Annotated in this window: 30 protein-coding genes and 3 pseudogenes; 10 read left to right on the top strand and 23 right to left on the bottom strand. The window is 69.3% G+C overall.

All coding sequences use genetic code 11. The features are described from left to right. The 5 genes and pseudogenes from ACWGDX_RS19055 to ACWGDX_RS19075 form a co-directional block, all read left to right on the top strand. Positions 1-214 (top strand): annotated as a pseudogene (locus tag ACWGDX_RS19055) (hypothetical protein); the annotation flags it as partial. Positions 215-483: 269 nt separating this feature from the next. Further along, the gene (locus tag ACWGDX_RS19060; protein WP_453626977.1) at positions 484-849 is read left to right on the top strand and encodes a plasmid mobilization protein; all 366 of its coding nucleotides are present in this window, start codon (positions 484-486) and stop codon (positions 847-849) included. Between the two features lie 17 nt (positions 850-866). Next, complete coding sequence (locus ACWGDX_RS19065) at positions 867-2,591, top strand: mobilization protein (protein ID WP_453626978.1); 1,725 nt, start codon at positions 867-869, stop codon at positions 2,589-2,591. Positions 2,592-2,717: 126 nt separating this feature from the next. Then, on the top strand, positions 2,718-3,134 hold the full coding sequence (locus ACWGDX_RS19070) for a hypothetical protein (RefSeq protein WP_453626980.1): 417 nt from the start codon (positions 2,718-2,720) through the stop codon (positions 3,132-3,134). An 83-nt stretch (positions 3,135-3,217) separates the two neighbouring features. Further along, on the top strand, positions 3,218-3,922 hold the full coding sequence (locus ACWGDX_RS19075; RefSeq protein WP_453626981.1) for a hypothetical protein: 705 nt from the start codon (positions 3,218-3,220) through the stop codon (positions 3,920-3,922). A 249-nt stretch (positions 3,923-4,171) separates the two neighbouring features. On the opposite strand, the gene ACWGDX_RS19080 is transcribed toward ACWGDX_RS19075, so the two are convergent. The 4 genes from ACWGDX_RS19080 to ACWGDX_RS19095 all read right to left on the bottom strand — a co-directional run bounded on the left by ACWGDX_RS19080 (position 4,172) and on the right by ACWGDX_RS19095 (position 7,556). Beyond that, on the bottom strand, positions 4,172-5,401 hold the full coding sequence (locus ACWGDX_RS19080) for an IS110 family transposase (RefSeq protein WP_453626983.1): 1,230 nt from the start codon (positions 5,399-5,401) through the stop codon (positions 4,172-4,174). A gap of 344 nt (positions 5,402-5,745) precedes the next feature. Further along, a complete protein-coding gene (locus tag ACWGDX_RS19085) occupies positions 5,746-6,480 on the bottom strand; it encodes a DUF317 domain-containing protein (protein ID WP_453626985.1) in 735 nt (244 codons plus the stop codon). A gap of 79 nt (positions 6,481-6,559) precedes the next feature. Continuing rightward, positions 6,560-6,841 (bottom strand): hypothetical protein, encoded by a 282-nt coding sequence (locus tag ACWGDX_RS19090; protein ID WP_453627151.1) that lies wholly within the window; start codon positions 6,839-6,841, stop codon positions 6,560-6,562. A gap of 361 nt (positions 6,842-7,202) precedes the next feature. Next, positions 7,203-7,556 carry a DUF317 domain-containing protein gene (locus ACWGDX_RS19095; RefSeq protein ID WP_453626987.1) on the bottom strand — a complete coding sequence of 118 codons (354 nt, stop codon included), beginning with the start codon at positions 7,554-7,556 and terminating at the stop codon, positions 7,203-7,205. A gap of 446 nt (positions 7,557-8,002) precedes the next feature. Here ACWGDX_RS19095 and ACWGDX_RS19100 point away from each other — a divergent pair, with 446 nt between their 5' ends. The 3 genes and pseudogenes from ACWGDX_RS19100 to ACWGDX_RS19110 all read left to right on the top strand — a co-directional run. Next, on the top strand, positions 8,003-9,241 hold the full coding sequence (locus ACWGDX_RS19100; RefSeq protein ID WP_453627152.1) for an IS701 family transposase: 1,239 nt from the start codon (positions 8,003-8,005) through the stop codon (positions 9,239-9,241). Positions 9,242-9,824: 583 nt separating this feature from the next. Next, positions 9,825-10,463 (top strand): NPCBM/NEW2 domain-containing protein, encoded by a 639-nt coding sequence (locus tag ACWGDX_RS19105; RefSeq protein ID WP_453626989.1) that lies wholly within the window; start codon positions 9,825-9,827, stop codon positions 10,461-10,463. 200 nt (positions 10,464-10,663) lie between these two features. Then, a pseudogene (locus ACWGDX_RS19110) lies at positions 10,664-11,056 on the top strand (IS701 family transposase); the annotation flags it as partial. Positions 11,057-11,076: 20 nt separating this feature from the next. Here ACWGDX_RS19110 and ACWGDX_RS19115 read toward each other — a convergent pair. Next, positions 11,077-11,181, bottom strand: a pseudogene (locus ACWGDX_RS19115) (sulfite exporter TauE/SafE family protein); the annotation flags it as partial. A 278-nt stretch (positions 11,182-11,459) separates the two neighbouring features. Between ACWGDX_RS19115 and ACWGDX_RS19120 the strand changes: the two are divergent. Both ACWGDX_RS19120 and ACWGDX_RS19125 read left to right on the top strand, forming a co-directional pair. Continuing rightward, a complete protein-coding gene (locus ACWGDX_RS19120) occupies positions 11,460-12,029 on the top strand; it encodes a hypothetical protein (RefSeq protein WP_453626991.1) in 570 nt (189 codons plus the stop codon). A 94-nt stretch (positions 12,030-12,123) separates the two neighbouring features. After that, entirely contained in the window at positions 12,124-12,429 is a 306-nt protein-coding gene (locus ACWGDX_RS19125; RefSeq protein WP_453626993.1) for a hypothetical protein, read from the top strand. 401 nt (positions 12,430-12,830) lie between these two features. On the opposite strand, the gene ACWGDX_RS19130 is transcribed toward ACWGDX_RS19125, so the two are convergent. From ACWGDX_RS19130 to ACWGDX_RS19215, 18 genes are all read right to left on the bottom strand, one after another. Continuing rightward, the gene (locus ACWGDX_RS19130; protein WP_453626995.1) at positions 12,831-13,865 is read right to left on the bottom strand and encodes an MSCRAMM family protein; all 1,035 of its coding nucleotides are present in this window, start codon (positions 13,863-13,865) and stop codon (positions 12,831-12,833) included. Between the two features lie 61 nt (positions 13,866-13,926). After that, positions 13,927-14,436, bottom strand: coding sequence for a hypothetical protein (locus ACWGDX_RS19135; protein WP_453626997.1), 510 nt, complete (start codon positions 14,434-14,436; stop codon positions 13,927-13,929). A 125-nt stretch (positions 14,437-14,561) separates the two neighbouring features. Continuing rightward, positions 14,562-15,425 (bottom strand): DUF317 domain-containing protein, encoded by an 864-nt coding sequence (locus tag ACWGDX_RS19140; protein ID WP_453626998.1) that lies wholly within the window; start codon positions 15,423-15,425, stop codon positions 14,562-14,564. 65 nt (positions 15,426-15,490) lie between these two features. After that, complete coding sequence (locus ACWGDX_RS19145) at positions 15,491-16,687, bottom strand: ATP-grasp domain-containing protein (RefSeq protein WP_453627000.1); 1,197 nt, start codon at positions 16,685-16,687, stop codon at positions 15,491-15,493. A 119-nt stretch (positions 16,688-16,806) separates the two neighbouring features. Next, on the bottom strand, positions 16,807-17,142 hold the full coding sequence (locus ACWGDX_RS19150; RefSeq protein ID WP_453627002.1) for a hypothetical protein: 336 nt from the start codon (positions 17,140-17,142) through the stop codon (positions 16,807-16,809). A gap of 30 nt (positions 17,143-17,172) precedes the next feature. Then, positions 17,173-18,411 carry an MFS transporter gene (locus ACWGDX_RS19155; protein WP_453627004.1) on the bottom strand — a complete coding sequence of 413 codons (1,239 nt, stop codon included), beginning with the start codon at positions 18,409-18,411 and terminating at the stop codon, positions 17,173-17,175. Continuing rightward, positions 18,408-18,986 (bottom strand): hypothetical protein, encoded by a 579-nt coding sequence (locus ACWGDX_RS19160; RefSeq protein WP_453627006.1) that lies wholly within the window; start codon positions 18,984-18,986, stop codon positions 18,408-18,410. The genes ACWGDX_RS19155 and ACWGDX_RS19160 overlap by 4 nt, the downstream gene beginning before the upstream one ends. Positions 18,987-18,997: 11 nt before the next feature. Next, positions 18,998-19,858 (bottom strand): winged helix-turn-helix transcriptional regulator, encoded by an 861-nt coding sequence (locus tag ACWGDX_RS19165; RefSeq protein ID WP_453627008.1) that lies wholly within the window; start codon positions 19,856-19,858, stop codon positions 18,998-19,000. Positions 19,859-19,895: 37 nt separating this feature from the next. Continuing rightward, a complete protein-coding gene (locus ACWGDX_RS19170; RefSeq protein WP_453627010.1) occupies positions 19,896-20,324 on the bottom strand; it encodes a hypothetical protein in 429 nt (142 codons plus the stop codon). After that, the gene (locus ACWGDX_RS19175; RefSeq protein WP_453627012.1) at positions 20,325-20,777 is read right to left on the bottom strand and encodes a hypothetical protein; all 453 of its coding nucleotides are present in this window, start codon (positions 20,775-20,777) and stop codon (positions 20,325-20,327) included. Continuing rightward, on the bottom strand, positions 20,774-21,235 hold the full coding sequence (locus tag ACWGDX_RS19180; protein WP_453627014.1) for a hypothetical protein: 462 nt from the start codon (positions 21,233-21,235) through the stop codon (positions 20,774-20,776). Before ACWGDX_RS19180 ends, ACWGDX_RS19175 begins: the two co-directional genes overlap by 4 nt. A gap of 64 nt (positions 21,236-21,299) precedes the next feature. After that, positions 21,300-21,653 carry an SH3 domain-containing protein gene (locus ACWGDX_RS19185; protein ID WP_453627016.1) on the bottom strand — a complete coding sequence of 118 codons (354 nt, stop codon included), beginning with the start codon at positions 21,651-21,653 and terminating at the stop codon, positions 21,300-21,302. A gap of 210 nt (positions 21,654-21,863) precedes the next feature. Beyond that, complete coding sequence (locus tag ACWGDX_RS19190) at positions 21,864-22,589, bottom strand: hypothetical protein (protein WP_453627018.1); 726 nt, start codon at positions 22,587-22,589, stop codon at positions 21,864-21,866. A gap of 46 nt (positions 22,590-22,635) precedes the next feature. Next, complete coding sequence (locus tag ACWGDX_RS19195; protein WP_453627020.1) at positions 22,636-23,307, bottom strand: hypothetical protein; 672 nt, start codon at positions 23,305-23,307, stop codon at positions 22,636-22,638. A 335-nt stretch (positions 23,308-23,642) separates the two neighbouring features. Further along, on the bottom strand, positions 23,643-24,221 hold the full coding sequence (locus tag ACWGDX_RS19200; protein WP_453627021.1) for a DUF3631 domain-containing protein: 579 nt from the start codon (positions 24,219-24,221) through the stop codon (positions 23,643-23,645). Continuing rightward, a complete protein-coding gene (locus ACWGDX_RS19205) occupies positions 24,218-24,697 on the bottom strand; it encodes a hypothetical protein (protein WP_453627023.1) in 480 nt (159 codons plus the stop codon). Before ACWGDX_RS19205 ends, ACWGDX_RS19200 begins: the two co-directional genes overlap by 4 nt. Then, positions 24,694-25,293 carry a DUF4913 domain-containing protein gene (locus ACWGDX_RS19210; RefSeq protein WP_453627025.1) on the bottom strand — a complete coding sequence of 200 codons (600 nt, stop codon included), beginning with the start codon at positions 25,291-25,293 and terminating at the stop codon, positions 24,694-24,696. The genes ACWGDX_RS19205 and ACWGDX_RS19210 overlap by 4 nt, the downstream gene beginning before the upstream one ends. Positions 25,294-25,460: 167 nt before the next feature. After that, on the bottom strand, positions 25,461-26,216 hold the full coding sequence (locus ACWGDX_RS19215; protein ID WP_453627027.1) for a DNA-methyltransferase: 756 nt from the start codon (positions 26,214-26,216) through the stop codon (positions 25,461-25,463). Positions 26,217-26,706 lie beyond the last annotated feature (490 nt).

The raw sequence follows: 26,706 nt of genomic DNA on the forward strand, positions 1-26,706 counted from the left end.
CGGCGCAGGGCCACCACCCTGCCGACGCAGAGCCCGCCTCCACTCCTCGGGGGAGGTAACGGTTCCCGCGCTTCGCCGTCCGGGGCCGAGCGGTCTGCGGCTCGTCCAGCTCGCCCTGACCAAGGGTGTCCGCGTGCTCGACAACTGCGCGGCGACTGCCGAACTCGCCTCCGAAATCCAGCACCCGACCCGCACGACGAGGACCCGCACCTGATGACGAACCCGCAGACGACGCCCGCCCCCACCTCGGGTGGGCCCGGCCCCAACTCGGTCTCGGGGCGAGCAAGTTATCGGCCAAGCTACTCTTCCCCGTCGGGGAAGGCAGCTCGGCCATCTCCCGCCCCGGGGGTGGCGGGAGCGGACCAGCGCCGGGGGGCACTGGTCCGGCAGGCAGCGACCGAGGGCGGACCGCAGCCAGGTGCAGGAGAAGCGCCCCAGCGCAGCGCGCGTGCCACGCTCTCAGCGTCGCGTAAGCGTTCGCCGTTGACACGCGAGCGCAAGCGAGCCCGTGTGTGCAGTGTCCGTCTCAACGACGACGAATGGCAGCGCCTGACCGTCGCCGCCCGGACCGCGCGCAGGAGCCTGCCCGCCTACCTCGTGCGCGCCGGCCTGGCCGCTGCCGAGGATTCCGAGAACACCACCGCGGTCATCGCCGGGCGCCGGGAGCTGGTCACCGAGCTTTTCGCCGCCCGGCGCCACCTCGGACAGGTAGGCAACAACCTCAACCAGGTAACCCGCGCCCTCAACTCTGGTGGCCGGCCACCCGAACTCGATGCGGTCATCGCCGCCGTCCAGCGCGCCGTCAGCCGCGTCCAGGACGCCACCGACCAACTGCTCGCCCAGGATTAGAAGCGCAGGCGCCAGCGATGATCCCCAGGATCCACAAGCGCGGAAAGCGCACGATCGGCCTGCTCTACTACCTGTACGGGCCGGGCACGCACGAGGAACACACCGACCCCCACCTCGTGGCCTCCTGGGACAGCAACGCCCCCGACCCCGGCCGCGACCCCCACGCCACCTGCAAGGACCTCCAGCGGCTCCTGGACCAGCCGCTCGATGCCATCGACGCCGCCGACCGGCCCGCCCAGCACGTATGGCACCTCTCCGTGCGCAATGCCGCCGAGGACCGGATCCTCTCCGACGAGGAGTGGGCCGGCATCGCCCGGCGTATGGTCGCCGCCGCCGGCATCGACCACCCCGACGGGGAATCCGGATGCCGCTGGGCCGCCGTACGCCACGCCGACGACCACATCCACATCATCGCCACCCTCGTCCGTGAAGACGGCTACAAACCTGACCTCGACTTCGACGCTCCCCGCGTCCAGGGCGAAGCCCGGCTCCTGGAAGCCGAGCTGGGCCTGCGCCGCCTCAACATGGGTGACGGCACCGCCGCGCAACGGCCCACCAGCGCCGAACGGCACAAAGCCGAGCGGAAGAAGAGGGAGTGGACACCGCGCGAGGAACTCCGGGAGACCGTGCGCCGCGCCGTGGCCGGAGCCCAGGACGAGGGCGAGTTCTTCGACCGGCTCCGCGCCGCCGGACTCCTCATCCGCACACGGGTCGCCCCCTCCGGCGACCTGCTGGGCTACACCGTCGCGCTGCCCGACGACCGCAACAAGGACGGCGAGCCGGTCTTCTATTCCGGTTCCAAGCTCGCCCTCGACCTCTCCCTCCCCCGGATCCGTGCACGCTGGTCCGGCAACACCACCACCGCCGAACAGGGCGGCGATGCCTCCACCGGGCGGACGTCGAGGGCGTCGGGGCCGGCAGCGGCGCGTCGGCGCGCGACCAGCGCGGTGTGGGAGGCGGTACTGGTCGTCGACCACGGTGACGACGCGGTCGTCGCCGCGCACATCGCGGCGGCCGGGGAGGTTCTCGACGCGCTCGCCAAAACGTCAGCCGCCCACACGCGACGGGAGCTGCGTGAGGCCGCGTTCGCGTTCGAGCGGGCCTCCCGCTCCCACGTCCGGGCCGAACGAGGCCACGAGCGCGCGCTGCGCCAGGCCGCCCGGGACCTCATCTACAGCGGCCCCGCTCTCGGCCGTGGGGAGGACGGGGCGAGTACGGCGATGCTGATCGACATGGTGTTCTTCCTCGTCACCGCCGCGGCCCACTGGCACGGCAGGAAGGAACACGCCCAGCAGGCCGCCGCCGCCCGCAAGGCCGCCGAACACCTGCGCGCCGCCTACCAGACGGCAGCCGCACAGCCCATGGCCGTCCTCCACCACCGCGGCCGGCGCCTGCCCCAGCCACTCAGGCGTCAACAGGCCGCCTATCTCCACCAGGCGGTACCGGAGCTGGCCGAGCAGATCCTCGCCGAACCCGGCTGGTACGCCCTGGCCGCCACCCTCGCCGACGCCGAAGCCGCCGGCCACCACCCGGCCGTGCTACTCGCCGAAGCAGCCGCCCGCCGCGAGCTGGGCACCGCGGACTCGGTCAGCGACGTACTGGTGTGGAGGCTCCGGCGCATCGCCGATCTACCAGCCGACGCCCCGCAGATACCAGTCGACGAATCCATGGCAACACCCCTGCCGTCGCGTAGGACGCGCTCCGCCACGGACCGCCCGGACCAGCGGCGCAAGACCCGATGACTACTGGAGAGTTCTTAAGTGGAAGCTGGTCATATGCCTGGGGCACCATCACTATGGCCTGCAGGACGAGGAGAGGGAGACCGCGTGTTCCGACGCATACGCGCACGCCGCGACAACGAACGTGAGATGGCCGCCATCCAGCACTGGCACGAGCAGATCACCGCCACGCAGACCTCGCCCCTGGCGACGACCACCCCGCAGCAGGTGCCAGACACGGAATGGCATCCGGAGGTCCAGGTTGACGACTTCCTGCCGACGGACCTGCGGGTGCCGGGACGGAACGAGATCGCCGGAATGATGATGCCCCGGCGCCGGCCCCTCGTCATCGACGGTGAAGTCCGCGCATGCCCGCAGTGCGGCGCATACCGGGACTGGATCATCCTCAGCACCCGCGACGAAGTCTGGCTACGCTGCCGCGCCGGCCACGAAACGCTCGAACCCCGCCTGGACACCGCCTGGTACAACCGCAACAGCGGCCCCAGCGACGCGATCCACGCCACCTTCGAAGACGGCCTCAAGCATCTCGGCCACCCCGCCAGCTAACCCACCCGTAACCCCTGCCCCCCGCGAACACCGCCCCCAAGGAGCGGTACTGCCCAGCCCATCCATCTCACCCAGGGGTTCACATGCGCCTTCGCATCACGTCCGCCGCCGTCATCGGCCTGACCGCCCTCACCCTCCTCACCCTCCCCGGCTGCTCCAACACGCCCTCGCCCACAGCCGAGTCCGCCTCCCCGGCCGCCACGCAGCAGAAGAACACGGCCGACGGCGCGAAGCCGGTCAAGCAGTTGTCCTCGGCGGCACTGCGGGAGCGGCTGCTGGAGGAGAGCGACCTGGGCGAGGGCTACGTCCGCAAGCCGCAGACCAGCTCAGGCCACGACGACGTGACAGTGACGGGCTGCCCCGCGCTGGAGCAGCTCGGCGGCGACGCCGCGGCCGGCGGATCCCTCGACTTCCCGCGCCGGGCGAAAGCAGCCTTCACCTACGCGGGCGGCAGCACCTCCGAGGTGTCCGAGGAGCTGTACAGCGACACCGAGGCGAACCTGTCGGAGAACACCAGCCGGATCTTCGACGCCATGACCTCGTGCCCCTCCTACCAGGTAGTGGCCAGCAGCACGCCGGTCGACATCACCATCCAGGAGATGCCCGCGCCGCAGCTCGGTGACGAGCGGTGGAGCCTGCAGATGACCTACACGACCGGCGGACGCACCACCGTCGTCAAGCAGACCGCGGTCCGCACCGCCACCACCGTCGTCCTGCTCGCCGGATCCCCCGGCCTCGTCGACGCGCACCTGGGCAAGGCACTCGCCAAGGCGCACGCCGCGAACTGACCCGGTGCCAATCTGCCCCGCCGCCCTAACCGGCCGACGGGGAAGACGCACATCAGGGCAGAAGCAGCAAGGACCCACGTCCGGACACGGATAAGGCCCAGTCCCTCGGGAAGAGGGGCTGGGCCTTACGTGATTCATGGCGCGGGGTAGGCGGAGAGCGGCCGGGCACCGTTCCCGCATAAGGGCTCCAGGGCCCGGGGCGCATTCCTGGGTGTGTTCCCGGCCGCCGTCGCGCCCGCCCCGTGCCCTCTAATCGGCACGGTGTGGGAAGGCTGCTTCTTCCCGGTACGGGGTGGCGTTCTTGAGACAGAAGTGGAGGCCGGACAGGAGACGTCCGTACAGATTCCGCAATGCCGCGGCGTGGCGGTCGCCCTGTTCGCGGCGGCGGTCGTAGTGGGCACGGCAGCCCGGTGACCGGGTCAGGCTGGCGAATGCCCACAGGTGGCCGACTGCTTTGAGGTGGTTGTTGGCGATGCGCCGGTGGGTCACGGTGCGGCTGCTGCTGCTCTCCCAGGTCAGGGGCGCGGCTCCGGCGTAGGCGCGCAGTCCGCGGACGGTGAACCGGTCCGGGTCGTCGCCGATTTCAGCGAGGAGCCGGGCGCCGATGAGCGAGCCGCAGCCGGGGAACGAGGCGTAGACCGGCGCGTGCGGGTGGGCCTGGAAGGCGCCGGCCGTGGTCGCGGTGAGCTGGTCGACGGCGGTGCACGCCTGGTCGAGAAGGCCCACGCTGGTCCGCAGCTGCTCGCCCATGGCCGCCTCCATGAGAGGCGGCTGGCGCAGGTGATGCTGCTGGAAGACCGACCGGAGCCGTTCGGCGTGGGTGTCGACCAGACGGAAGCGTCCCGCGCCGGAGATCGTGTCCGCGATCTTCCGCTTGCTCAGGGCGGCAGCCTGCCCCGGAGTGGGAGCGAGCGTCAGCAGCGCGCGTGCCTCGGCGCGGACGATACCGCCCGGGAGGTCCTTCCACGCGAGCAGCGCAGCCGGGTAGAACTCGCGCAGCAGGCTGCGCACCTGGCCGGCGTGATACTGACGGGTGTGTACGGTCCGGAGCTGGGCGCGCGCCAGGACCGTGATCGCGGCGGCCTGTTGCGACGTGCGGGGCATCGGCCGGTGGTGACTGCCGTCGGTGCGCAGGATGTTGGCCAGCAGCACGGCGTCCGTCCGGTCGGACTTCTTGCGGGCCGGACTGATCCGGCCCCGGTAGCGGGCGACCACGCCGGGGTTGATGACCACGATCGGCTGTCCCTTGGCTCGCAGGGCGGCCACCAGCAGGCCGTGCGGCGTCTCGATCGCCACCGGAACCTGCATACGGCTGTGCCGGTGACTGGAGCGAAGACCGCGCAGCAGAGTAAGAATCTCCCTCACCCCTTCCGGAGTCGCCGCCACACGGGTGTGCGCGACCATCTCACCGCCCTCGTCGACCACGGCCACATCATTCAGCGCCTCCGACCAGTCGATCCCGCACCAAAATCGCGGCAAGCCCTCCCCTTTCCACGGTGTCCAGCTCTGCTCGGTCTCGGGCGTCGGCGCGGTCGGGGGGAGGAGCGCACAGGCCAACGTGGTCGATGGCGAGGCCACAGCGGTCTTCGCAGGTGTGTCCGGCGCGGGCCTGTTCGGTGTCGAGCCCCACGTGGCAATCAACACACCAGGCAGGCTCGCCGAGGAGGTCCCGGTTTCGGGCGAGGAAGCCGACATTGCCGCAGCGCTGACAGACATCTGCATCGCCGTCATCCGGAAGAGAGCGCACGGAGTCCAAGAGGTGGTGCCTTCCTGTCGGGGAGATGAGCGCGGACCGGGGCTGTAGCGGCCGGGATGGTGCCGGTTCAGCTCGGCGGGATGAGAGTGAGCCGGTCTTCGGTGCCCTCGGGCAGCACGCGGCGCGGGACCGGTACCGGTGAGGCGAGCGAGGCCGCGAAGGCCGCGACCAGGTCGTGCGGGACGCTGGCGCTGAAGGCGGCGGACCACACGTATGGGGCGCCGAGGACCGGTTCCGCCCATGCCTGCCACCCCACCAGCTCGGAACGCGGGTCGGCGTCCTGGATGAGCAGCGGCAGCAGACACAGCGTGAAACTGGAGGCGAAGCCCGGATCGGTGGCGGTGGTGTCCGGGTGGTCGATGTCGCGGACCCAGCCCTGCCCGCTCAACGCCGCGAGGACCGCTTCGGGTCCGTCGAACCCGGTAGCCGGGTCCGTGCGTGCGTCGAGCGCGAGAAGGAAGTCCCCGAGGACCTCGTAAGGGATGCCGCTCGTGAAGTACGCATTCCACTGCGCCACGGCACTACTGGTATGGGTGCGGGCGGAGACCTGCCAGGCGACCGGCAGCTCGCCGAGGAGGAACGGCTCATCGGGCAGGGTCCACTGGGCCCAGGCCAGCAGGTCGGGGCTGAGGTGCAGCACCGTGCTGCGCAGGACCTGCCTCTCCTCCTCCGCCTCGCCCGGTTCCTGACGCCCGCGGACGATCGTCAGGCTCGTCCAGCCCAGCCCGTCCAGGGTGGCACTGACCTGGTCGGCCAGCAGGCCGTCGTCACCCGCGAGATGACGGGGAGTGACCCAGAACACCGGGCCTGGGGATCGAGAGGCGGACGGATCGAGGGGATGGTGCGGGTGCAGGGGCGCCTCCTGGGGGAAGGGATCTGGGCTATTCGCCGTCGTGGCGACGGGCTGAGCGCCGCCTGCGCGAGGGCGCTACGGTCGGCTCGTGCCAGGTGAGAGCGATGGCGACATCGGGCGGGAGATGTCCGAGCTGTCCGTTCTCCTCCCTGCCTTCGGCGATGAAAACCGCCGGGCACCCAACCTCGTCGGTCGCCGTGACAACATCGGCGACGCGGTGGGCCATGGGGAAGAACGGGTTGATCGCCAGGCGGACCGGTACATCACGGTCGCAGGCGGACAGACGGTCGATGAACTCACCGACCGTCATCTCCAGTTGCGGTTCCAAAGCGGTCTCCTTGCAGTCGAGGCCGGGATGCCACGCCGAGGCAAAGCAGGGCCGACGGGCGGACGGAAGTAAGCACACGCGGCGTTCACCACCAGGCGGACGACGAGAGGCACGGCACACTGCCATCAGCCCCGGCGCGCCCGCCCGGGCACCGGTCAGCAGCCGACGGTTCCCGTCCGGACAGGCATCAGGGATGCCAGCGAAGGCGACCGCGTACGCGCCGACGCCGCACCACGACGTCCCCGCCCGTCCAACTCGCATGGTCGCCATGCCTGCCGAGGGCATCCGCTCACCCACGAGGCGGTCAAGGCAGTCCGGGAGAAAGGCAGGGCGACGTGTCAGCTCACAGAGGGCGCGAACCGGCCAGGACACGGTGTACGGCGGCGGCGACGATCTCGGCGGGGGTCTCGGTGTCGAAGCTGATGCTGTACCCGGGGACCGTGGCGGTACCGGTCACCGCGACCTTCCAGCCCTCGCCCTCCGTGCCGGGCCGGCCGGAGGGGAACCAGCCGAGGTAGAAGCGGCCGTCCTTGCTGCTGATGTGAACATCCGCGCGGTCATCCACGACCAGGTGGAACAACTCCGCGCTGAACAGATCCGTGACCTGCGCCGGCTGTCCGGGGCCGAGCTGCCAGGAGTGCAGTCGCAGGGCCTCAATGGTCGTGGAGAATCCGCGGGCGGCGGGAGCCACCGACATAGGCAAACACCTCTCTGACCTGGTGTTTTCGGGAGAAGCTCTACGTTGACATGCTTCCGCGACCGTTGGCCAGTCCTTTGCGAATCTTTCCTGTCTGCCCCCGGCGAACTGGTGAAAATGCGGCAGAATCCCCCCGAGGGACCGAGCGCCTGACGCGGGCTCCCCGGACAGGGAGCCGCCAATTCCCGCAGAAGGTCAAGTACGGCACCTCTCCGCCCGATATCGGCCGGGGGGAAGTGGCAGAGCAGCGAGAGGGTCGAGCGCGAGCGGGATCAAGCCACGCACCACTCGGTCGACCGTGCTGCGGCAGGTTAGTACTCCAGCTGCAGTTCGCTATCGTTCCTGGTCAGGGGCTTGTTATTGAGTCTAGTTGACTGACGGTGCGTCATGTTGTGGCAGTTCGTGACTGGCGGTGCGGTGCGACCGTTGTTCCGGGCGTACACGAGATGGAGCTGGCGGCGGGGTGGGCGGCGGAGCTGGAGGAGTTGCTGCTGCGGGTCGGGCAGCGGTTCGGCCGGGTGGATCTTCGGTGGAGGATGCGCGCCTATGTGCGTGGCCTGCTGGGTCCGGTAGGCCGCAAGAACGGCTGGCAGCTCGCCGAATTCGCAGGTCACAGCACACCGGACGCACTCCAACACCTTCTGAATCGCGCGCGCTGGGACGCGGATGCACTCCGTGACGACGTGCAGGCATACGTGGCCGAGAAGCTCGGCGACGAGAGCGGCGTCCTGATCATCGACGACACCGGGTTCCTCAAGAAGGGCACCACCTCGGCCGGGGTCCAACGGCAGTATTCAGGCACGGCCGGCCGCACCGAGAACTGCCAGATCGGCGTGTTCGCCGCCTATGCCTCGGCCAAGGGCCGGACGCTGGTCGACCGCGAGCTGTATCTGCCCAAGTCCTGGACGGGCGACCGGGACCGGTGCCGGGCAGCGAAGATCCCCGACGAGCGGGCCTTCGCGACCAAAGGCGAACTGGCCCGGAACCTGGTGCTGCGCGCCCTCGCCTCCGACCTGCCCATCGCATGGGTCACCGCCGATTCCGCCTACGGGCAGGAGTGGGGCTTCCGGCGAATGCTTGAAGAGGCGGGCGTCGGCTATGTGCTCGCCGTCCCGAAATCGCAGCAGGTCAAGTCACTGGCAGGAATCTGGCGCATCGACCAGCTCATGGCCGGAGCGCCCGATGACGCCTGGCAGCGCCTGTCCTGCGGCGATGGCGCGAAGGGCCCTCGCGTCTACCACTGGGCAGCCGCCCAGCTGCCGGTCATCGACATCTTCGACGGCGACACACCCACCCACCGCCGCTGGGTGCTGGCCCGCCGCAGCCTGGCCCGACCGGACGAGATCGCCTACTACCTGGCCTACGCACCCGACGGTGCCACCGTCGAAGACCTGGTCCACATCGCAGGATCGCGGTGGGCGATCGAGGAATGCTTCCAGGCCGCGAAGAACGAATGCGGCCTCGACCAGTACGAAGTCCGCCGCTACCCGGGCTGGTACCGGCACATCACCCTGGCCATGCTCGCCCACGCGTTCCTCGCCGCCATGGCCGCCGCCGAGATCGAAAAGGGGGCCGAAGAAACGATGACCGCACTCTCGCGCCCCTCACCCTGGCAGAAATCCGGAGACTCCTGGAAGCTCTCCGTCCCAGCCCAACGCGGCACCGGCATCCCGACCGCGCACTGACCTGGTCCCGCTTCAGAAGACGCCACCAAGCCACCGCCAAACGCTGCCACTACGCCCGTCGCACCGCCAGTCACGAACTGCCACAACATGACGCACCGTCAGTCAACTAGACTCAATAACAAGCCCCTGACCAGGAACGATAGCGAACTACAGCTGGAGTATTAGTACTCCAGCTGCAGATCGTGATCTCGGAGGCAGCTGAATTGTTCTCTGCGCACCGTCCGAATGAGCCGACGCAGCGGATCATTCGGACGGTGCACCGAAGATCGGGTCCGGCTCGTGTGATCACGCAGCTGGCCTTGGGCGCTCTCGTCGCGCTGTACGCTCGACCTGGCGGTGGCGGAGTGCGTGGAGACGGGCGAAGTACTCAGTCTCAAGGAGCTGTTTCGGCCGATGCGTCTGCGACGATCTGTCTCTCCTGGGCGTGATCAGGTTCAATGTTGTGCGATCAGGCCGCGTCTGAAGGGGGCAGAGCGTGAGTGGACCGTCGCCGTCGAATGGTATGCCGCCGGTCCCTGGGGACCCGCCAGATCCAGTACTAGATCCACCAGTTCCTCCGGTGCCGGGCCCCGCACCAGGCCCGGTGCCGGATCTGTCGCAGCCCGGACGCAGGCTGGGTGACATTGCGGCGCTGATCTCGGCTTTCGCGGCCGTGCTCGGTGTGCTGCTCGGTTTCTTCGGTCTGCCGACTGTGGTCAACTCGCCCACAGCGCAGACGGTGACGGCCACCGCGACGGCGACGGTCACGGTGACCGCGCCCGCCACGACCCCGTCCGGATCCGACGCCGAAGCCTCGGCGAACCCGTCGAGCCCTGCACCCCTTCCCACGGGCACGGTGCCGCTGGCCGACCTTTCCCCCGTGCGTGGCAGTTTCTCGTTGAACCTTCAGTCGGTGGCCATGGGGTCGAAGCCCTACGAACAGGCCATGACGTTCAACCCCTGTTACGCGGATGCACTCGAGTACAGCATCAATGAGAGATACAAGTCGCTCACTATGACCATCGGGCTGGACGACAACAGCACGGCCAAAATGTTCAATGTGAGGATCAAGGGCGACGACCATGTGCTGAAGACCGTGGGCGCAGAGATCAACCGCCCGCAGAATGTAACCGTGGATATGACAGGTGTCGTCAAACTCGAAATCGACTTTACAACCAACGATGACTGCCCGTTGCGCAACAACATCTTGCTCGCACTGGCTGACGCCACGCTCTACTCGTGATCTGGGGGACTTGCGGGCGACCCTCACTGGCGATCGAGGTTGATGCCTCAGCTGTGGATCGTAATCTTGCTGGTCGGGGCGGGTGAGGAGGCGAGCACGGCCACCGTTGATCATCGTGACTTGTGTGGAGTAACGATGAGACGGCGGCGGCAGGTCACAGCATAGATCCCGTCCGTTGGCGGGAAGCGTTCGAGGCGGCCATGGGCCGGGTCGCGGCCCGATTCACCCGGGTCGAGCCACGACTGCGGGCGGGGCGGTTTGTGCTGGGTTTGCTGTCGGACCTGCCGCGCAAAAACTGCTGGACGATCGCGGAATGGGCCGGGAAGACCAGCCCACACGGCATGCAGCATCTGCTGTGCCGGGCCGTCTGGGATGCCGACGCCGTCCGCGATGACGTGCGCGAATACGTCGTCGAGCACCTACACGACGAGGCCGCCGTGCTGGTCGTGGACGAGACCGGAGATGCGAAGAAGGGCACCCACACGGTTGGGGTCCAGCGCCAGTACACCGGAACGGCTGGACGGATCGAGAACTCCCAAGTCGCGGTCTACCTCGTCTACGCCGGTAAGCGCGGGCACGCGGCGGTGGACCGGTAGCTGTACATCCCGTGCTCCTGGACGGGCAGCAGGAAGACCGCTCCGGAGACGCTTACGGGCGCGGTGGTGACCGATATCAGGAGCCCGGCGGCGAACCCGAGCAATCCCTTCGCCCACTCCATGGCATCTCCTCAACGCTCACCGCCCGGCACTCGGCACTCGTTCTCGTGAACATCGACCCCGTCCCGATCCAACCGCCTCCCGAGACAGTTGTCCGTTGACATCGAACCCAGTCGTTTTGCCATCGAACCGAGCCCTGCCGAATCCGGCATGCCCCCGCCCGCAAAGAGCTGGCGATCTATAGACCGCTACGTCGTCGCTATAGACAACCCAAACCTCAGTCCGCAACGCTACCTATAGCGATCGATAGAGACCACATAGAGTGCTGCGGAAGGTTCTTGTGCGGATCACCATTGAAGGCGCGGGCGAGGAGTTCGAGCGCAAACTGCTCGACCTGCTCGCCGAGCATCGAGACGAACTGGCCGTCTCCGTCGACACCGCATGGGACGTCGACAGGGCGATGGTCTTCCTGAACACACTCAATGAGGACGCCCGCCTGTTCGTGCGCCTGGTCGTAGAGTCCGACGGCCATCTGGAGGCCGCCGTGCTGCGCGGGGCATTCTCGCACGGACTGCGCGGCCCCACCGTGGCCCTGACCTACGCCCTCAAGCGCGGCATCAAGCACGGTTGGTGGCCCGAAGGCACCGAGGCGCCGGTCACTGTGGTCTACGGCGGCGGCCCGCAGGACGGATGGCGGCAGGCATCGGCCTACGAGATGTCCGGTGAGGATCTACCCGTCTTCCGCGCCGCCCTCGCCCACTACGACGCCGCGCCCCGGCCCCCCTGGGACGAGGAGGCACCGTCCGCGTTCGCCGCGCATGCAAGCCGGGCGGCCGACGCCGACGCACCGAGGGCGCTGTACGACGACCCGCCGACCGCTCCCAACTTCCCGGACGGAGCAGCCAGATGAACGGGGGTTGCGCGGCTAACCCCCGCCTGCCGCATAGTCGGCGCGGCCCGTCGCAGCGGCGGGCCGTAACCCGCCTCGCAGGAGTGATGCCGCCGTGTCCGCGCTCTTCGACAAGTTCCTGATTCCGACTGCAGTCGGTCTGGTCGTCACCGGTCTCGCCGCCGCAGCCGGCTGGCTCTATCGGCGTCGCCGGACCGCCCCGCCACCTCCCCGCGTGCTGCGCCGCTTCAGTCTGCTGGGCACCACCGGCACCGACGGCACTCCTCTGTACTTCGAGACCACCCGGGCCCCCGGCAGCGTCATTACCCGCCGGGTCGGCAGCCTGCCCCAACGCTTCGAGCTGACCGATGCCCCGCTCGGCGACGGCACGTACGCCGCCGAACCCCTCGACCACCTGTAGGACGACCAGAGCATGAAGTGTGTGACCGCGGGCGCCCTCGGGCTGGGCTGCCCACCAGCACTTTCACCGCACGCGACTAGGTCCGCAACCACAGCCTTACGGAAACGCTGTGTTCGGTGTCAAACGACTGGGTTGAATGACAGGGGACAACAGTGAACAACTGCTGTCCAAACTCGTAGACAAAGCCAAACGGTACTTGCCAGGGAAGCCTCCCGTTCCGGTCCCGCTCATCCTGGCCGACGAGCAGACCGTCCGGATGCGTCTTCATGAAAGGCGACCGACACGGGCGGTGTCGGCAGCACTCCGTGAACTTCCAGAACTTCGTCTTCCGGGTCTGGACGTGCGAAGGCCCCCGGAACCAGAGCTTGAGTTCCGGGGGCCTGTTGGGCTCGGCAGGGGTGTCAGCTCTCGCTGGTCTCAATCTTGTCGTGGCGTCGGCGGGCGGTGAAGAGTGCCGCGCTGCCGACGGCGAGCAGCAGGCTGGCGCTGCCGAGGAGCCAGGGGGTGGCGTCGGTGCCGGTGTGGGCGAGCGAGCCCTGCGGCGCGGGGGATCCGGTGTTTGCTGTGGTCTCGTCGGAGGCCGGGGTGCCGGGGTCCGAGGAGGATGGCGACGGCGTCTTGTTGCTCTCGTTTCCGCCGGACTTGGGCGGCGTGTGCTGGTGCGGGGGGCTGGCAGGGGTGGTCGCGGGCGGTGAGGTCGGCTGTGTCGTGGGCGGCTTGGCTGGCTGCTCCTTCTTGGTGTTGGTGAGTGTGACGGTGACGGGCGAGCCCGGGTTCGCGCTGAATTTCACCGGCTTGGAGTCCAGTCGGTAGCTGGCGGGGGCCTTGGTCTCGGTGGCGGTGTAGGGGGTGCCGGTACGGGAGGTGACGGGGAGATGGGCGGTGGCGGTGCCGTTCTTGCCGGTGGTCAGGCTGACCGTGTCGCCGTTACCGCCGGTCGGGGTGATGTTGATGACGGCTCCGGGCAGAGGCTTGCCGCTGTTCTTGTCGGTCGTCTTGACGGTCAGGTCGGCGGGCTTGAACGGGTCGACGATCGTCAGGCGGGCGGTGGCGCCGGGGGTGACGATGACATCCTGGTCGGCGACGACATCGTGGAACGGGCTGCCGGAGGCGGTCTCCTTGAGCCGATAGACGCCGACGGCGAGGTCCGTGAATTCGAGCTGTCCCTGTGCGTCGGTCGCGCCGCTGCCTGCCTCCTGGCCGGTGGCGTCGAGGAGGAGGAAGGCGGCGCCAGCGAGAACGTCGTCGGCCGGGTCCTTCTTGACGATGACGACGCTACCCGCGTCGGGCTCGGTGCTCTTACTGGGATCCGTCGAGGTGGAGGGCGTCGGCTCGGACGACTGGGCGGTTGCGGCCGGGGCCCAGGTGAGGGTGCTGGTCACCGCTGCGGCGACGGCGACGGCAGCGGGAAGGCGGCGGGCAGGGCTGATGCGCAAGAAGGTACTCCTGAGGTGTCCGGTGTGCGGCGGGATTGCCGTGCGGGCGAGCGGCCGGGTCTCAACGGGATCGGCCCGGCTGGGGGTCGGGTGGTGCTGCAGGCGGGTGGCGTCGTGGGTGGGGCAGGGCGGTGAGAGCGAAGCGGCGGCCGGCGGCGCGGACGAGCTGCTGCTGGTGTTCGACGGGCAGGGCGTCGATACGGGCCAGGCTGTGGGCGATGGCCGGGGCGAAGGGCGAACCTGCGGGGAGTCCAGCGGTCTGGACGGTCTGGGCTGCGGCCTCCGCCTCTGCCAGAAGCCCGTAGTCGGCCGGAATGCCGAGCAGGTGGGCCGCGTGGTGCCGGGCTCCGGCGAGGGCTTCGCTCACCGTGAAGTCGTCTTCCATGACGTTGTCGGCGATATCGAGCAGCGTCAGGGTCGCGGTGTGCAGCCGGGCGAGGAAGGCGGTGTCGGTCAGCCAGAATCCGTCAGGTCCGTGCGGGCCGTGCGGGCCGTCACCGGAGGCGGGCGGTCTGCTCTCCGAATGTTGTGGAGGCTTTCGGCGGACGTTCAGCCAGTGGCGCTTGAACACAGAACTCCAGTCGGTCGGATGCCCGGTCAGCGGGAGCGCCGCGCCAGAGGGGTAACGGGGGCAGCCGGTGCCTGCCGGACGGTGCGGCCCGGCGTGTGCACTGGCGGGGTGCCTCCGGTCGACGGTCAGCGGCGCGGGCCGGGCAGTGCCGGTCGGGTTGTGGTACTCCAGCGCGGGACGCTCAAGGTGGTGAGGGCGGTGGGGCGGCGGGAGGCGGCGCGCTGGACGTCGAGCGGAGTGGGGGCCGCCGTGCGTGGAGGGATGACGGGGGTGAGCTGGGCGCCCTGGGCGTAGCTGTATGTGTCTTCGCGCCACCGGGGCAGCGGCGCGGGATCGGACACGCACTCCGTGACGGCTTTAATCAGGGCGACGGGGGTGTCGGTGCTGGCGGTGGCGTACCAGGCGGGGCGGTCGATCGAGGTGCCGGCCCACAGGTGCCAGCGGGCGGTGCGGGTGGTCAGTTTGGTCAGTTCGGCTTCCGGGTCGAGGCGTCCGGTGGTGAACTCCAGCCCGGCGAGATCGTCGTCAGCCCGGATCGCGAAGGTGCCCCAGTGGGGGAGGTCCATCTGCCAGCCGCGGTTGATGAGCGGTTCGACCGCGAGGAACGGGTCGCGGCTTGTGCTCCCGGGGTGCGGCGCCGCGAGGTAGGTGTCCGGGCCCTGCTCGTACGCGTCGGCGAGCGCGGTGGTGAAGGCCCGGACGAATTCGGTCGGGCAGGAGTCGTTGAAGCAGGCGCCCCAGGCCGGCAGACCGAAGGGGTCCTTGTAGGCGGTGATGCGCCACAGGCCGTCGTCCTCGCCCTCGGGCAGGTAGCCGAGGCGGACCCGGCGGTCGGGCGCGCTTAGGTAGGCGTTGCCGAGGTCGTCGTGTCGCAGGTCCCAGCCGAGGGCAAGGAGCGGGGCGAGGGCGGGGTCGCCGATGCCGGTGGTGCTGGCGAGGTAGCGGGGGGAGACGTAGACGTCTCCGTCGATCGGTTCAGAGTCGGGCATGAGCGCATCCGGTGTTGAAGGGCAGAAAGGTCACCCGTCAGGGGCGGTAACGGGGTTGCGGGGGGTCAGTGGCTGGGGGCGATGTGGACCGTGAGCTGCTGCTGGATGGTTTGGGCGCGGGCCTGGGCGAGGTCGCCGGTCGGGCCGGTGGTGATGAGGAAGCCGAGGCGGGCGGTGAACATGTCGCCTCCGTCCTGCGGCAGCAGCAGTTCGTCGCCGGGGCGGCGCTGAAAGGTGATGCGCTCCAGCCACGGCTCCTCTTGGACTGTCTCGTCGAGGTGGAGGTCGGTGAGGATGCCGGAGGTGTCGGGGTAGAGCAGGCGGATGGCCGCGGCCCGGCGTCGGGTCGGGGTGAGGTCGGGGGCGCGTCCGCAGGCGATGTCGGCGGCGGCGCGCGGCAGGTCAATGCCGGTGGCGAGGCGGACCAGGTGCCCGATCATGTCGCCGGCGATCCGGCCGTTGACTTCGATCAGCCGGGGGCGGCCGTCGACCAGCCGCATCTCGACATGGCTGACCCCGTCGGTGATACCGAGGGCCTTGATAGCCGCTGTGGCAATGGGGGCCACTGTGGCGAGCAGCGGATCGGCCGCGTCGACCGAGTGCGCCAGTTCCTCGAACAACGGCGGCGAGCTGACGGTCTTGCGGGTGACCGCGACCGCCATGGTCTCGCCGTGGTGGGTGACGCATTCGACGGAGACTTCCGGGCCGTCGAGGTACTCCTCGACCAGTACCCGCGTGCTCTCCACGTCCTGGCTCGCGCCGGCTGCGGCGAACTCGTAGGCGCCGGGAAGCTCTTCGGCGCGGTCGACGCGGATCACTCCGATGCTCGCGGCGTGGGAGGCGGGTTTGAGGACGACGGGGTAGCCGATGGTCTCGGCCGCGAGCGCGGCCTCCAGCAGGGAGCGCGCGGTCATCGACGCGGCGGAGGGCACCCCGTGGCGGGCGAACAGCGTCCGGGCGGTGGCCTTGTTGCGGCACGCCCGCATGACCTCCGGCGGGTCGGCGGGCAGGTCGAGCTGGCGGGCGAGGCGAGCGACGGGGACTAGGTACCACTCCGTCCAGGTCATCACCCCGGCCAGCCTGTGGCGTGCCGCCAAGGCGCGGCCGGCGGCGGACAGCGCGGCCTGGTCAGTGGGATCGGCGACCTCCCAGCCAGTCAGGAAAGGCCGCTCCCAACTGGGTTCGGTACCGGTGATCAGCACGACGTCGTAGGCGGCGGCCACGCTTTCCAGGCAGTAGCTGCGGTACGCCTCGGCTTCCATATCGGCAGCAGCGACAACCAGGACAACAGGACGAGACGGCAAAGAAACAGCTCCATAAGAAAGGGGAAAGGTGTGAGGGGTGAGGGACTGGCCGGAGCGCGGCTCCCGCGTGCGGGGGGTTACGGGGTCCGTCGGCGGCGCAGTTCGAAGACGGACGCCCGGTGGGGGTGGTGCTCGATGAGCTTGCGGGCGTACAGGCTGGTGTAGTTGTTGTTGAGGCCGCGCACGCTGTGCGGCAGGCGGCGCCAGCGCAAAGCCTCGAACAGCGCCTTCATCCCGAAACGGGTGACTCCGCCCGCAAGACGCTCGGCCGCGAGATCTTCCAGTGCCCGGTAGACCGAGGGATTGTGCTGGTCGAAGGCGGCGAACTGCTCGGCGATCGTGGGTATCGGATCCTGCGGGCCGGGGAGGCCAAGGCCCGGCAGGTTCTGCTGGTGTCCTGTCGGCGTGGGCATGGAGTTCCTCTCCGAAGGACGGGGCAGGTGTCAGGGGCGCGCGGCGTGCAGGCCGGGCAGGTCCCGCAGGCGCGCGAAGGCAGTAGCTAGCCCGAGGGCCTGGAGGATGGCGCAGCCGGTGATGACGTGACCGAGGTGCTGGGGTGGTACTGCTGCGACGAGGAGACCGGCGAGAGGGAAGGGCAGCAGGAGGAACAGGATGGTCAGGGAGAGGGTGGCGCTGAACGCGGTGCTAGGGATGAGGCGGGAGCGCAGGGTGCGCAGGACCACGGTCAGGCCGCCTTCGCCGGCCATGAGGACCGCGATCACCGCGAGGTAGGTGCTGTAGGTGTGGGCGTAGGCGACAGCGAGAGTGGCGCCGGCACCGACCGTTCCCGACGCAGCGCCGACCGGCCATAGTCCCCACCGGTCAATCGCCGTGCGGCAGAGGGTCACAGCGATCAGCGAGGCGACGGCCGCCGTGGACCAGACCAGACCCACGTAGGCGCTGGAGTACCCCAGCTGGGTGATCACGATGACGGGGGTGGCGGCCTGGAGCACGCCGATGGAGAGGTTGGAAACGACGAGCCCGGCGACGAGCCAGGCGAGGGCGGGCAGGGAGCGCAGAGTGCTCCACCCCGTGCGCAGCCCCTTGACCACCCGGGCGGATGAGGCGGTCGCGCGGGCGGGCTGCCGGGGTGCGAGGCCGGCGGCGAGAAGTGAGAAGCCGGCGGTCGTCAGGAGCATGCCGGCCGGACCGCTCCGTTCGAGGAGCACTCCGGCGAGCGCGGGGCCGGCGAGAGTGGAGACCTGGTCGATGCCGAGCAGGACCGACTGCACCCGGTGAGCGCGCGCCCCGGCATCCCGGCTTGCCGCGCCGCCTTCGGACTCGGCCGCGACATAGCTGAATTCGGTGAGCACACCGCTGACACCGGCGAGCACCATGACGGTGACCGTCGCCGCCGGTCCGCCGGTCTGTGCTGACAAGGCGAGGGCCGCGGCAAGCACGACCAGGGCCCGCGCCACCGAGGCAAGACGGAACACCGCCGTGGTCCCGTACCGGTCGACCATGGCCCCGGCCACCGCGAACGCCGACAGGCGTGGAATCCACTCCAGCGCGAACGCAAGCCCCGTCAACGACACGGAACCGGTGGTGGCCAGCACGAGGAGCGGGATGCCGTAGGTGGTCATGGCGGACGCTCCGGCATCCGCGCCGCGCGGCAGATAGACCGCGCGCAGCAGACCAGGGACCGAGTCGCACGCGGGCCGCGTTCCAGCAATCGGTCTCACGCGGCGGGCTCCACCTCTTCCGTCGCCGTGTCACTGGACGCTCCGCGCGGAGCCTCGGCTCCCACGCCGGGGTGGGCGAGCAGCCACCGCGACAGGGCGGTCCATGGCACGTGCAGATCCTGCGCGGCCCCGGCGCCCGGCGGTAGACCGTCATCCGACAACCCGCGCGCCGTCCCTTGTCCGGGAACAGGCCCGGGACCGGACACGGCGACGAGAATCTTCCGGTCGGTGAGCAGAGCGAGGGTCCGCTGGATACGGGTCACGAAGTCGCAGCTGTTGGCGGGGTAGTTGTGAGCGCGGGCCCAGCGGGCGAGGGTGTCGTACACCTCGGCCAGGTCTTCGCCAGCCTCGGTGAGCAGATAAGCGGAATCCCAGGCGTGCTCGGCATACACGAGGTGGTGGTCGCGGGCCGTGCCCACGGCATGGCGGATCTGGTGGCGGGTGAGTCCGGAGAGGGTGCACGTGAGCATGTGCCCCGGGAAGGGACCGTTGTCATCGATCTCGCTGACCAGCCGGATGAGCCCCGGGTGGGAGAGCACGGTGACGGCACGGGCAACCTGATGACCTGTGGGCATGTGCGTGAAATTCATCGGCCTCGGCCCCCGGCGGAGAGGGGGCTGGCCGGTATCTGATGCGAGAACAGGTCGTTGCTCTGCCATGTGGCCGGAGCCTGCCGGGCCGTGAGTCCCAGAGTCTGTGAGGCGGGCGGTGTCGGCAGGCGGGACTGGTGGGTGACCCAGCTACCCGGTGCAGGATGCCCCCACACGGGATGGACGTCCGCCTCGGCCAGGGGGCGCCCGGCCGCCCACGCCGAAACAGCCCGGAAGACAGGCGCAAGCCCCTCCCCCGAGGCGGAGAGCCGGTAGACCGGCCCCTCCACGCTTTGAACGAGACCGTCGTCGACCACCTGCTTGAGCGGCGGGTAGATGTTGGTCCAGTTCGACACAGGTATGACGACACCGGCCAGTCCCCGGGCAGTACACGTCTCGCGCAGCCGCAGGGTCCACAGGATCGGGGGGACATGCCGGGGCGTGAGCAGGGCTAGAGCGTCCTCGATGTCCCGCGCCGGAACGGAACGTCTCAACGGCGCCTTCCCGCTCGCAGCCTGGGGGACGGGGTTCTTCTCCAGATACTGATCGCCCCAGGCGGCGATCGTCTTCAGGACCGGCAGCACCTCGGTGCCGCGGCCGGTCAGGCCGTAGGTGACGTGCCGCGGGGTGTACTCGGTGCGCTCGATCAGGCCGGCGACGGAGAGCCTGGTCAGTCTGGGGTGGAGCTGGCCGTCGTTGAGCCAGGGAAGCCGCCGGTGGATCTCCGTGTAGCGCAGGGGACCGGCGGACAGAGTCATCAGTACCCACACGCTCCAGCGCGGGGCGAGCATGTCCAGGGATTCGGTGACGCGCTTCAGATCGGCATCGGTGGCAGAGGGCAGACCGGTGGTGGCCAAAGAGGAAACTCCTGAACAGGGAACAGTGGGCAAGGGGTCAGCGCGTGTGGGTGGTGGTGAACGCCGTGGCGCCGGGAGCCGGGACGGCGGACGGGGCAGGCGTCGGCACCGCGGCGGCCAGGGCGTCCGGGGCGGGGACGCGGTGCAGGCTCTGCAGGACCGCGGTCATGGATTTTGTGTGGGCGTCGCGGACGGCGACGGATTCAGCGACACGGCGGGCGCAGTCGAGAAGGTGGCTGGCCTCGAACGGGCCGATCATCCTTTTCGGGTCGGTCAGTTGCCGCAGTCGCTGGAGATGGAAGTCGATGTGGTGCTCGGCCCACTGCAGATCGGCGTGGCTGCCGAGCAGGGCGGCCAGCATGCTGCCCTCAGCACTGGCGGTGACATGGGCCTTGAGTTCGGCGAGCGGCTGGCCGTACAGGGCCTCGATACGCTCGGCGATGGTCTGCGCGGTGATCTGGGGCAATCAGTCAGCTTTCACACGGGCCCGCGCCGCCCCGGCAGGCGTGGGTGCGGGGGCGGCCGGGGGCAGGGTGGTGGTGATCTTCGGCTGGGTGAACCGCACACGGGACTGCCCGGCCGGGGCCGGCGGGGGCATGGTGCGCAGCAGTTCGCCCAGGGCGGCGCGGTGGTCGTCGCGGGTGCTGAGTGCCGCTTGCAGCCACTGCGCGTCCATCCGCAGGTCGTCCGCGGAAAGGTCGTCCATGTCGCGGTCGGGAGCGGTGGCTTCGTGGACGCGGTCGCGGACCCGGGAGACCTGTTCCTCAGCGACGGCCAGGAAGGAGCGCAGCTCCAGCGCCCGGAGCAGCGCCGCTGACGCGCCGGGGCCGGTCGCGGTCTGGTAGAGGTCGGCGACGGGTGCCCCGAAGGCTTCTTCGAGCCGGCTGTCCTGGCTGCTCGGTCTGGTGCTCACGCTCACCGGCCCGCCCCGCGACGTGTGAGGGAGGGTGTCGTCGTGGCGGGGCGCGCGGGCGGGCTCGTCTGGAGCGCCGACCTCTGACCTGCCACCTGAGAGAAATCGCGCGAGGCGCCGGGGTTCTGCTTGCCCGGGCTGTCCGGGGCGAGGAGGTGAGTGAGGGCCATGGCCCGTCCGTCCCGTACGGTAACGGCGGTATTCACCTGGCGGGCGAGCTCCATAGCCGGTTCGTCCAGTTCGTCCGGTCGCGTGTGGAGTGCGGCGACCAGGTTGTCCTCGGCCTGCTCCAGCGCCGTCTGGGCGTCGCTGAGCAGACCGTGCCAGTGCACGACCTCCGTGGCCACGCTGCTGGCGTGCGGGGCAGCCTCGACGGCTCGCCGCAACTCCGTCAAGCTCATGCCGAAACGCTTCTCGATCTGCTCGGTGATAACCGTTATGACATCGTCCGCGCTGTCGGACACAGAAAATTCCCTTCATTCACGGGGCAATTGGTGAAACGTGCCGGGGGATTGCGAAGACGGTGGGTCAGTCGAGGCACATGTAGACCGTGCGGTAGACGTAGGTGCCGGACACCCAGCCCTTCACGCCGGTTGTCCTGTCCGTGATGGAGTACCAGTTACCGCTCGACTTGTGGACGGTGAACTTGTGGCCCTGGTAATTGACTCCGAGGGGGGTGGACTTCTCAGTGGCCCTGGAGCGGATCGTCACCGCCTTCGTGCCGATCACCCACGGTCCCAGCCGGTCACACGGCCGGGTCGCCGCGGACGAAGCCTGGGCGGGTGCGAGGGCGGGTACGGCAGCGGCCGTGGAGGCCGAGAACACGGGAAAGGCCAGCGCGCCGATGGCGGCGGCGGAGACTGCGATACGGGGTGAACGCATAGCGAGATTGGCCTCCAGGCCAATGAGGAAAAAGAGGAGGAAGCCCCGGGCGGATGCGGTGCGGGACGATTCAAGGATCCGCACGATCCCCGGTTTCGCTAACCGGGAAACTGCTGCTATGTTCCGCCCGGCACACGCCGCCCGCAGGCTGTATCGAACGGGCAGCGGAACCCCTTTTACCGCCGTGCGGAAGAGGCGTGCGGCGGCGTCTCAGCGGCGTCGGCCGGGAGGCGGCTGGACAGGAACAGAGCGCGCCGGCACGGCGCGAGCAGCCGTGTGACGCCTCGGCGGCGGCGCCGACGGCAGCGTGATGTCCTCGCCCGACCACCACTGCTTCCACCATGCGGTTGCGGCCCCGTACGAGGCGAAGGTGCCCTCGCGCAGGGTATGGGTTCCCGCGTCGAGGTCGGCTTCCTCCAACAGCACCCGGAACGGTTGCGGCAACCGTTCGTCAATGGCGCGCAGCAGCACCGTGGTCTGTGGCGTGTCGGAGATGTCGTCGGTGTAGCTGGTGAGGAGGGCGAAGTGATCGCCGTCGCTCAGCAGCCGCTCTTCGAGAGTCCGGGTGGCCTCGTCCGCCGGCGTGTTCCACATACCGGGCTGCAGGCGGATGCCGTCCGGAGGGCAGCCGCGGGCGATCAGCCACGACTGGGCCATGGTCGGCAGCGGCAGTTCCGCGCGTTCGAAGCGAAACGTGAGTGTGTCGGGGGCGCGGGAGAGGTGGAGAGCCACAAGCTGTGGCTCGCCCGGGATCCCCCAGGTGGCGGACCTGTCGTGAAGTACGTAGCAGCTGTGCCGGGCGTCCTCGGTGTGGTGCTCGGCCAGCGGTGTGAGCATGTCCTGCTGAATTCCGATGGTCTGCCAGAAGCGCTCTTTGACAGCGTCGTTGACTGCGTTGTATCCGTCGAGGCGGAGATCCAGTTCGTCTGAGGGCATGAGGCCTTTCGAAGAGACGGGGAAGGGGCCGCCCCGGAGGGAAAGGTCAGCGGGCGCGGGCGGCGGGCCGGGTTCCGGGCTGCGAAGCGGGTGGTGAGATGGCGGGCCCGGCCGGGCGTTCCCGGGCGTCCAGGCTGGCGCGTCCGGCGTCGGTGAGAGTGACCGGCTGCCCGGCGTGAACCGTGTGAGAGGCGTCGCGTACCACCAGGCCCGCCTGTTCCAGGCGGTGGAGGAGGCTGACGGCCGTGTGGGTGCCGGAGGCGGTGACGACCGAGAACTGCCCGGTGAGGAGGTACTGGCGGAGTTCGGCTCCCTGGGCGATGGCCAGCAGCGCGGCGAAGTCCGGCGCGGACAACTCGGCCGCCCCGTGGGGGGCCTGGGTCCGGATCGCGGCTTCGACAGGTTCCAGGGCGGCAACGACCGTCCGCTCGCGTTCGTCGCGGACGGCTATGGCCTGCTCCAACCGGTCAACCGCGTGATCGATGCTCTTGACGAGCATCACATCGGCCGGGAACTCGCCGGAGGCCAGGAGTTGGAGCTGGCTCCGGTAGAAAATGACGTTGGTCTCGGCCCGGGCGAGGCTGCGGTGGGCGTCGACCACACGACGGTGCTGTTCATCAAGGTGACCGTGGTCGCGGTGCTCCCACAGCTGGTCGATGCTCTGGCCCACGGCCGCTTCGATGCGGAGATCGAGAGCCGTCAGTGGTTTCTTCGGCAAGGCAGGACTGGAGGACATGAAGAAGCGAAACTCCTGAAATCTGGCAGGGGCAAGAGGAGATTGAAAAGCTGGATGGGAGCCGTCATGTGTCTGCCAGACCGGCCACGGCGGTGCCGATGCTGCCGCGATGGCGGGTGCCGGCGGCCGGCAAGCCGGGGTCGCCGACACCCACCTCGCGGTAACCGGACCTGCGGGGTCAGCACCGCGCCGTCGCCGGTGACGAGGCAATCCAGCGGCTCCCCTGCTCAAGGGGAACCCGGCAGCCGAGCAGGTTGCCCGGTGACCGGCCAGTCGGCTTGGCCGCAGGCCGGGTGGCCGCGAGGGCCGGGGAGCTGTCAGTGCGGCAGCGCGGCCAGCAGGTCCTCGCGCCGGTAGGACTTGACGCGGCGCCCGTCGGGCAGCGTGATGTTCCGGGTGGAGACCCCGTACGGAGCGAGGAGATGGGCGAGGGTCCTCTGAGTCAGCTCGGCGTAGAGCCAGTGACCGCCGGCGACGCCGGGAAGGTCACGCAGGCAAACCACGAGGTCGGCCGAGGCCATGGCCGCCGGGTCACCGACGACCGAGAAGACCTCCAGCACCGCATGGACGACGGACTCCCGCTGTCGGCACTCCCCCGCACAGGACAGAAAGCCCCCGTCTTCGCCCGCGGAGCAGCACGCTGCGGACAGCAGCTGGCTGAGCTCCATGCCGGCGGCGAGGCGCTCGACCAGAAGATCGACCAGGGCCTCCAGTTGGTCGGCGGCGCTGACATCGTCGCTCGGGTGGCGTTCCGCCCACGCGACGAGCTGCTGGTCGAGGGCCTGGACTTCGGCATGGGCGTCGAGGAGTGCGCGGTGCTGGGGGTTTTCGGGCTGGGGCTCATCGTCCAGCAGGGTGGTGGTGAGGGCGTCGAGGAGAGAGGGGAAGGCCGTCAACGGGCGGGGCCCTTCGGGGTCGGGGACTGAGCGGGGCGGGGAAGGCCGGGCGTCGCGTACGGCGGTGGACCGGGCTTGGGAAGGGGGCGCTGGGCGGTCAGTTGCGGTGAGCGGGAGCGGGCGGCGTGGGTGCGCGCGCTCAGCGGCCGGCGGGTCATGCCCAGGCGTTGCGCGACGGTGTCATACACGTCGTTGCGTGCCCGGGGCCGCACTGCCACCACATGAATCTCGTTGGTGTGGCGGGAGTTCGGGGGTGTTGGCCGGTGGGCGTAGACGATCCGCCATTGTTTGCGGGAGTCGACGTGGAGCTTGCGATAGCCGGACAGGTCGCCAGTGAGTTTGCTGCCGGAGAGTTGGGCGTTGACAATGTCCTGGAGCTGGGAGAGGGCCAGGTCGCGGATGTCCTGCGGGGCAGCCAGGAGGTCGCCGAGCGCACGCGGGTCGAAACTGAGGCCGAAGGCCGGCCGGCCGGTCATGCCGCAGCCTCGCCCGGTGCATCGGACTCCTTGGAGTCGGTGTTCGACAAGCGAGCCGAGGGTTTCGGACGGGGCAGCAGGCGGTGGGCGGGCCGGTCGGGGTCGGTCATGCACGCCGACAGTGACCCGCCCGGGGCCCGGACGGCGGCCATGGCGTGGGTGAGGAAGTCACGGTGCCACACGAGCATGCCGCTGAGTCCGGCTTCGGGTTCCTTGTGCTGCTGGTAGGCCATCCACAGAGCGTGCAGCCACGAGACGACGTCGGCGTGTTCCTGCCACTGTTCACACCACGGGGTCGCGGTGGTGATCTCCGCGCCGTAGACGTCCATGAGATGACCGTCCACCCAGTCGGTCAGGCCGTCGAGTTCATTCTCGTACTCCTCGCCCTCCAGTTCCAGGATGGGGCGCGGCTCCGGCGGGGAGGGCTGGGACGGCATGCCGCCCAGCCCCGGTATGCCGAAGGCAGGGAAGGACGGCGGCGGGGCGGTGGCGAGGCTGTCGAGCTGCCGGGCCTGTTCCGCGGACTGATCCATGAGCCGGCGCACGCTCGCCTCAATGCTTTCGAGCTCGGAATCCGGCAGGCGTACCGGTTCCATTTCCCCCTCATCGCGGGGATCTACGGATTCGGGCATCAAAAAGAGGTCTCCTTGCAGCCGCGGCCGGTCGGGGGAATGAGGCTTCAACGATCCGGAGATTCCCCGGTTTGGCCAACCGGGAGTCCGCTGCTATAAAGCCCCGGAACCTGCCCGCCCGCGCCGATCGGTCAGGCGGACAGGGTGAAGTCGTCCTGTGTGTAGGTCTGTTGCAGGGTTTCGGTGAGGCGGTCGGCGGCGACCTGTGCGTAGTGCGTGGTCTTCTCGACGCCGATGAAGTCCCGGCCCTCCAGCAGCGCCGCTACCCCGGTCGAGCCGGAGCCGGCGCAGAAGTCGAGCACGGTTCCCTGCTCGGGGCAGATCTTGACCAGCTCACGCATCACGCCGACGGGCTTCTGCGTGATGTGCTGCCGGTTCTTGCCCGAAGGCTGCGAAGCACTGTAGAGGCCGGGCAGGTATACGGGATTGCGGCTGGCGTCGATCGAGCCGTTGGAGGCCCAGACGATGAACTCGCAGTTCTGGGTGAAGCGGCCCTTCTGCGGTCTGGCCTGCGGCTTGTGCCAGGCCAGCACGCCGCGCCACAGCCACCCGGCGGCCTGGACCGCGTCGGTCGTGACGGGCAGCTGACGCCAGTCCGTGAACACCAGCGCGGCACCACCGGACGTCGTCAGACGGTGGGCCTCGGTCATGAGCTGGGTGAGCCAGAACCCGTAGGAGCGCTGGTCCATGTTCTCGCCGGTGAAGTCCGGCAGCTCATGGGCGGCGTCGGCAGAGGTGTACTTCTGGCGGGCGGAACGGGTCGTGCGTTCCTTCGCGGTCCGACCGCCGCTGTTGTACGGCGGGTCGGTGATGACGCAGTCGACGCAGTCATCGGGCAGTCCGGAAAGAACGGCCAGGGCGTCGCCCTGGTGAAGGGAAAAAGGCAAAAGGGGACCCCCAAGGGTCGGGTGGAAGGGGGAGAGTCGCTCCCGATCGCGCGATCCCCGGGCCGACCGGCCGAAGGTGGGCACGGCGAAGGTGCAGCCGTGAGGCGAGGGGTGCGAGAGGGAGGAGCTAAAAGTGTAGGGGCGGATCCCCGGCTGACTGGTATCGCGGCCAGGATTCCCAGTAATTCAAAGCCATGACCGCGGATTTTTTGGTCAACCGGGGATCTGCCCTTACTGTTTTGGAACTGGCCCGGCGAACACCGCTGCTGGCTCATCCCCCGCACACGCCCCTCGTGCGGTTCCGCCTGGCCCGGCATATCTGCTCCGGCTGCTCTGACGCGGTGCGAGCGGCACCTCGCATCCGCCCCAGCCCCCGAACCACCCTCCACCGGCCGCCGCCCTTCCCACAAGTGCGCACGCGCGGCAGTCGGCACTTCGCGTCGAAGGACACCCCGTTGTGACACCTCTCTGCATAGCCCTGCCTGAAACT

It is taken from the genome of Streptomyces sp. NPDC055025, assembly GCF_053608565.1.

Excerpts from the sequence above, each read along its gene's own strand:
- ACWGDX_RS19065 (WP_453626978.1), top strand. The coding sequence starts at position 867 with ATGATCCCCAGGATCCACAAGCGCGGAAAGCGCACGATCGGCCTGCTC.
- ACWGDX_RS19070 (WP_453626980.1), top strand. The coding sequence starts at position 2,718 with ATGGCCGCCATCCAGCACTGGCACGAGCAGATCACCGCCACGCAGACC.
- ACWGDX_RS19075 (WP_453626981.1), top strand. The coding sequence starts at position 3,218 with ATGCGCCTTCGCATCACGTCCGCCGCCGTCATCGGCCTGACCGCCCTC.
- ACWGDX_RS19090 (WP_453627151.1), bottom strand. The coding sequence starts at position 6,841 with ATGACGGTCGGTGAGTTCATCGACCGTCTGTCCGCCTGCGACCGTGAT.
- ACWGDX_RS19095 (WP_453626987.1), bottom strand. The coding sequence starts at position 7,556 with ATGTCGGTGGCTCCCGCCGCCCGCGGATTCTCCACGACCATTGAGGCC.
- ACWGDX_RS19100 (WP_453627152.1), top strand. The coding sequence starts at position 8,003 with ATGGAGCTGGCGGCGGGGTGGGCGGCGGAGCTGGAGGAGTTGCTGCTG.
- ACWGDX_RS19140 (WP_453626998.1), bottom strand. The coding sequence starts at position 15,425 with ATGCCCGACTCTGAACCGATCGACGGAGACGTCTACGTCTCCCCCCGC.
- ACWGDX_RS19145 (WP_453627000.1), bottom strand. The coding sequence starts at position 16,687 with ATGGAAGCCGAGGCGTACCGCAGCTACTGCCTGGAAAGCGTGGCCGCC.
- ACWGDX_RS19150 (WP_453627002.1), bottom strand. The coding sequence starts at position 17,142 with ATGCCCACGCCGACAGGACACCAGCAGAACCTGCCGGGCCTTGGCCTC.
- ACWGDX_RS19160 (WP_453627006.1), bottom strand. The coding sequence starts at position 18,986 with ATGCCCACAGGTCATCAGGTTGCCCGTGCCGTCACCGTGCTCTCCCAC.
- ACWGDX_RS19185 (WP_453627016.1), bottom strand. The coding sequence starts at position 21,653 with ATGCGTTCACCCCGTATCGCAGTCTCCGCCGCCGCCATCGGCGCGCTG.
- ACWGDX_RS19190 (WP_453627018.1), bottom strand. The coding sequence starts at position 22,589 with ATGCCCTCAGACGAACTGGATCTCCGCCTCGACGGATACAACGCAGTC.
- ACWGDX_RS19205 (WP_453627023.1), bottom strand. The coding sequence starts at position 24,697 with ATGACCGGCCGGCCGGCCTTCGGCCTCAGTTTCGACCCGCGTGCGCTC.
- ACWGDX_RS19210 (WP_453627025.1), bottom strand. The coding sequence starts at position 25,293 with ATGGAACCGGTACGCCTGCCGGATTCCGAGCTCGAAAGCATTGAGGCG.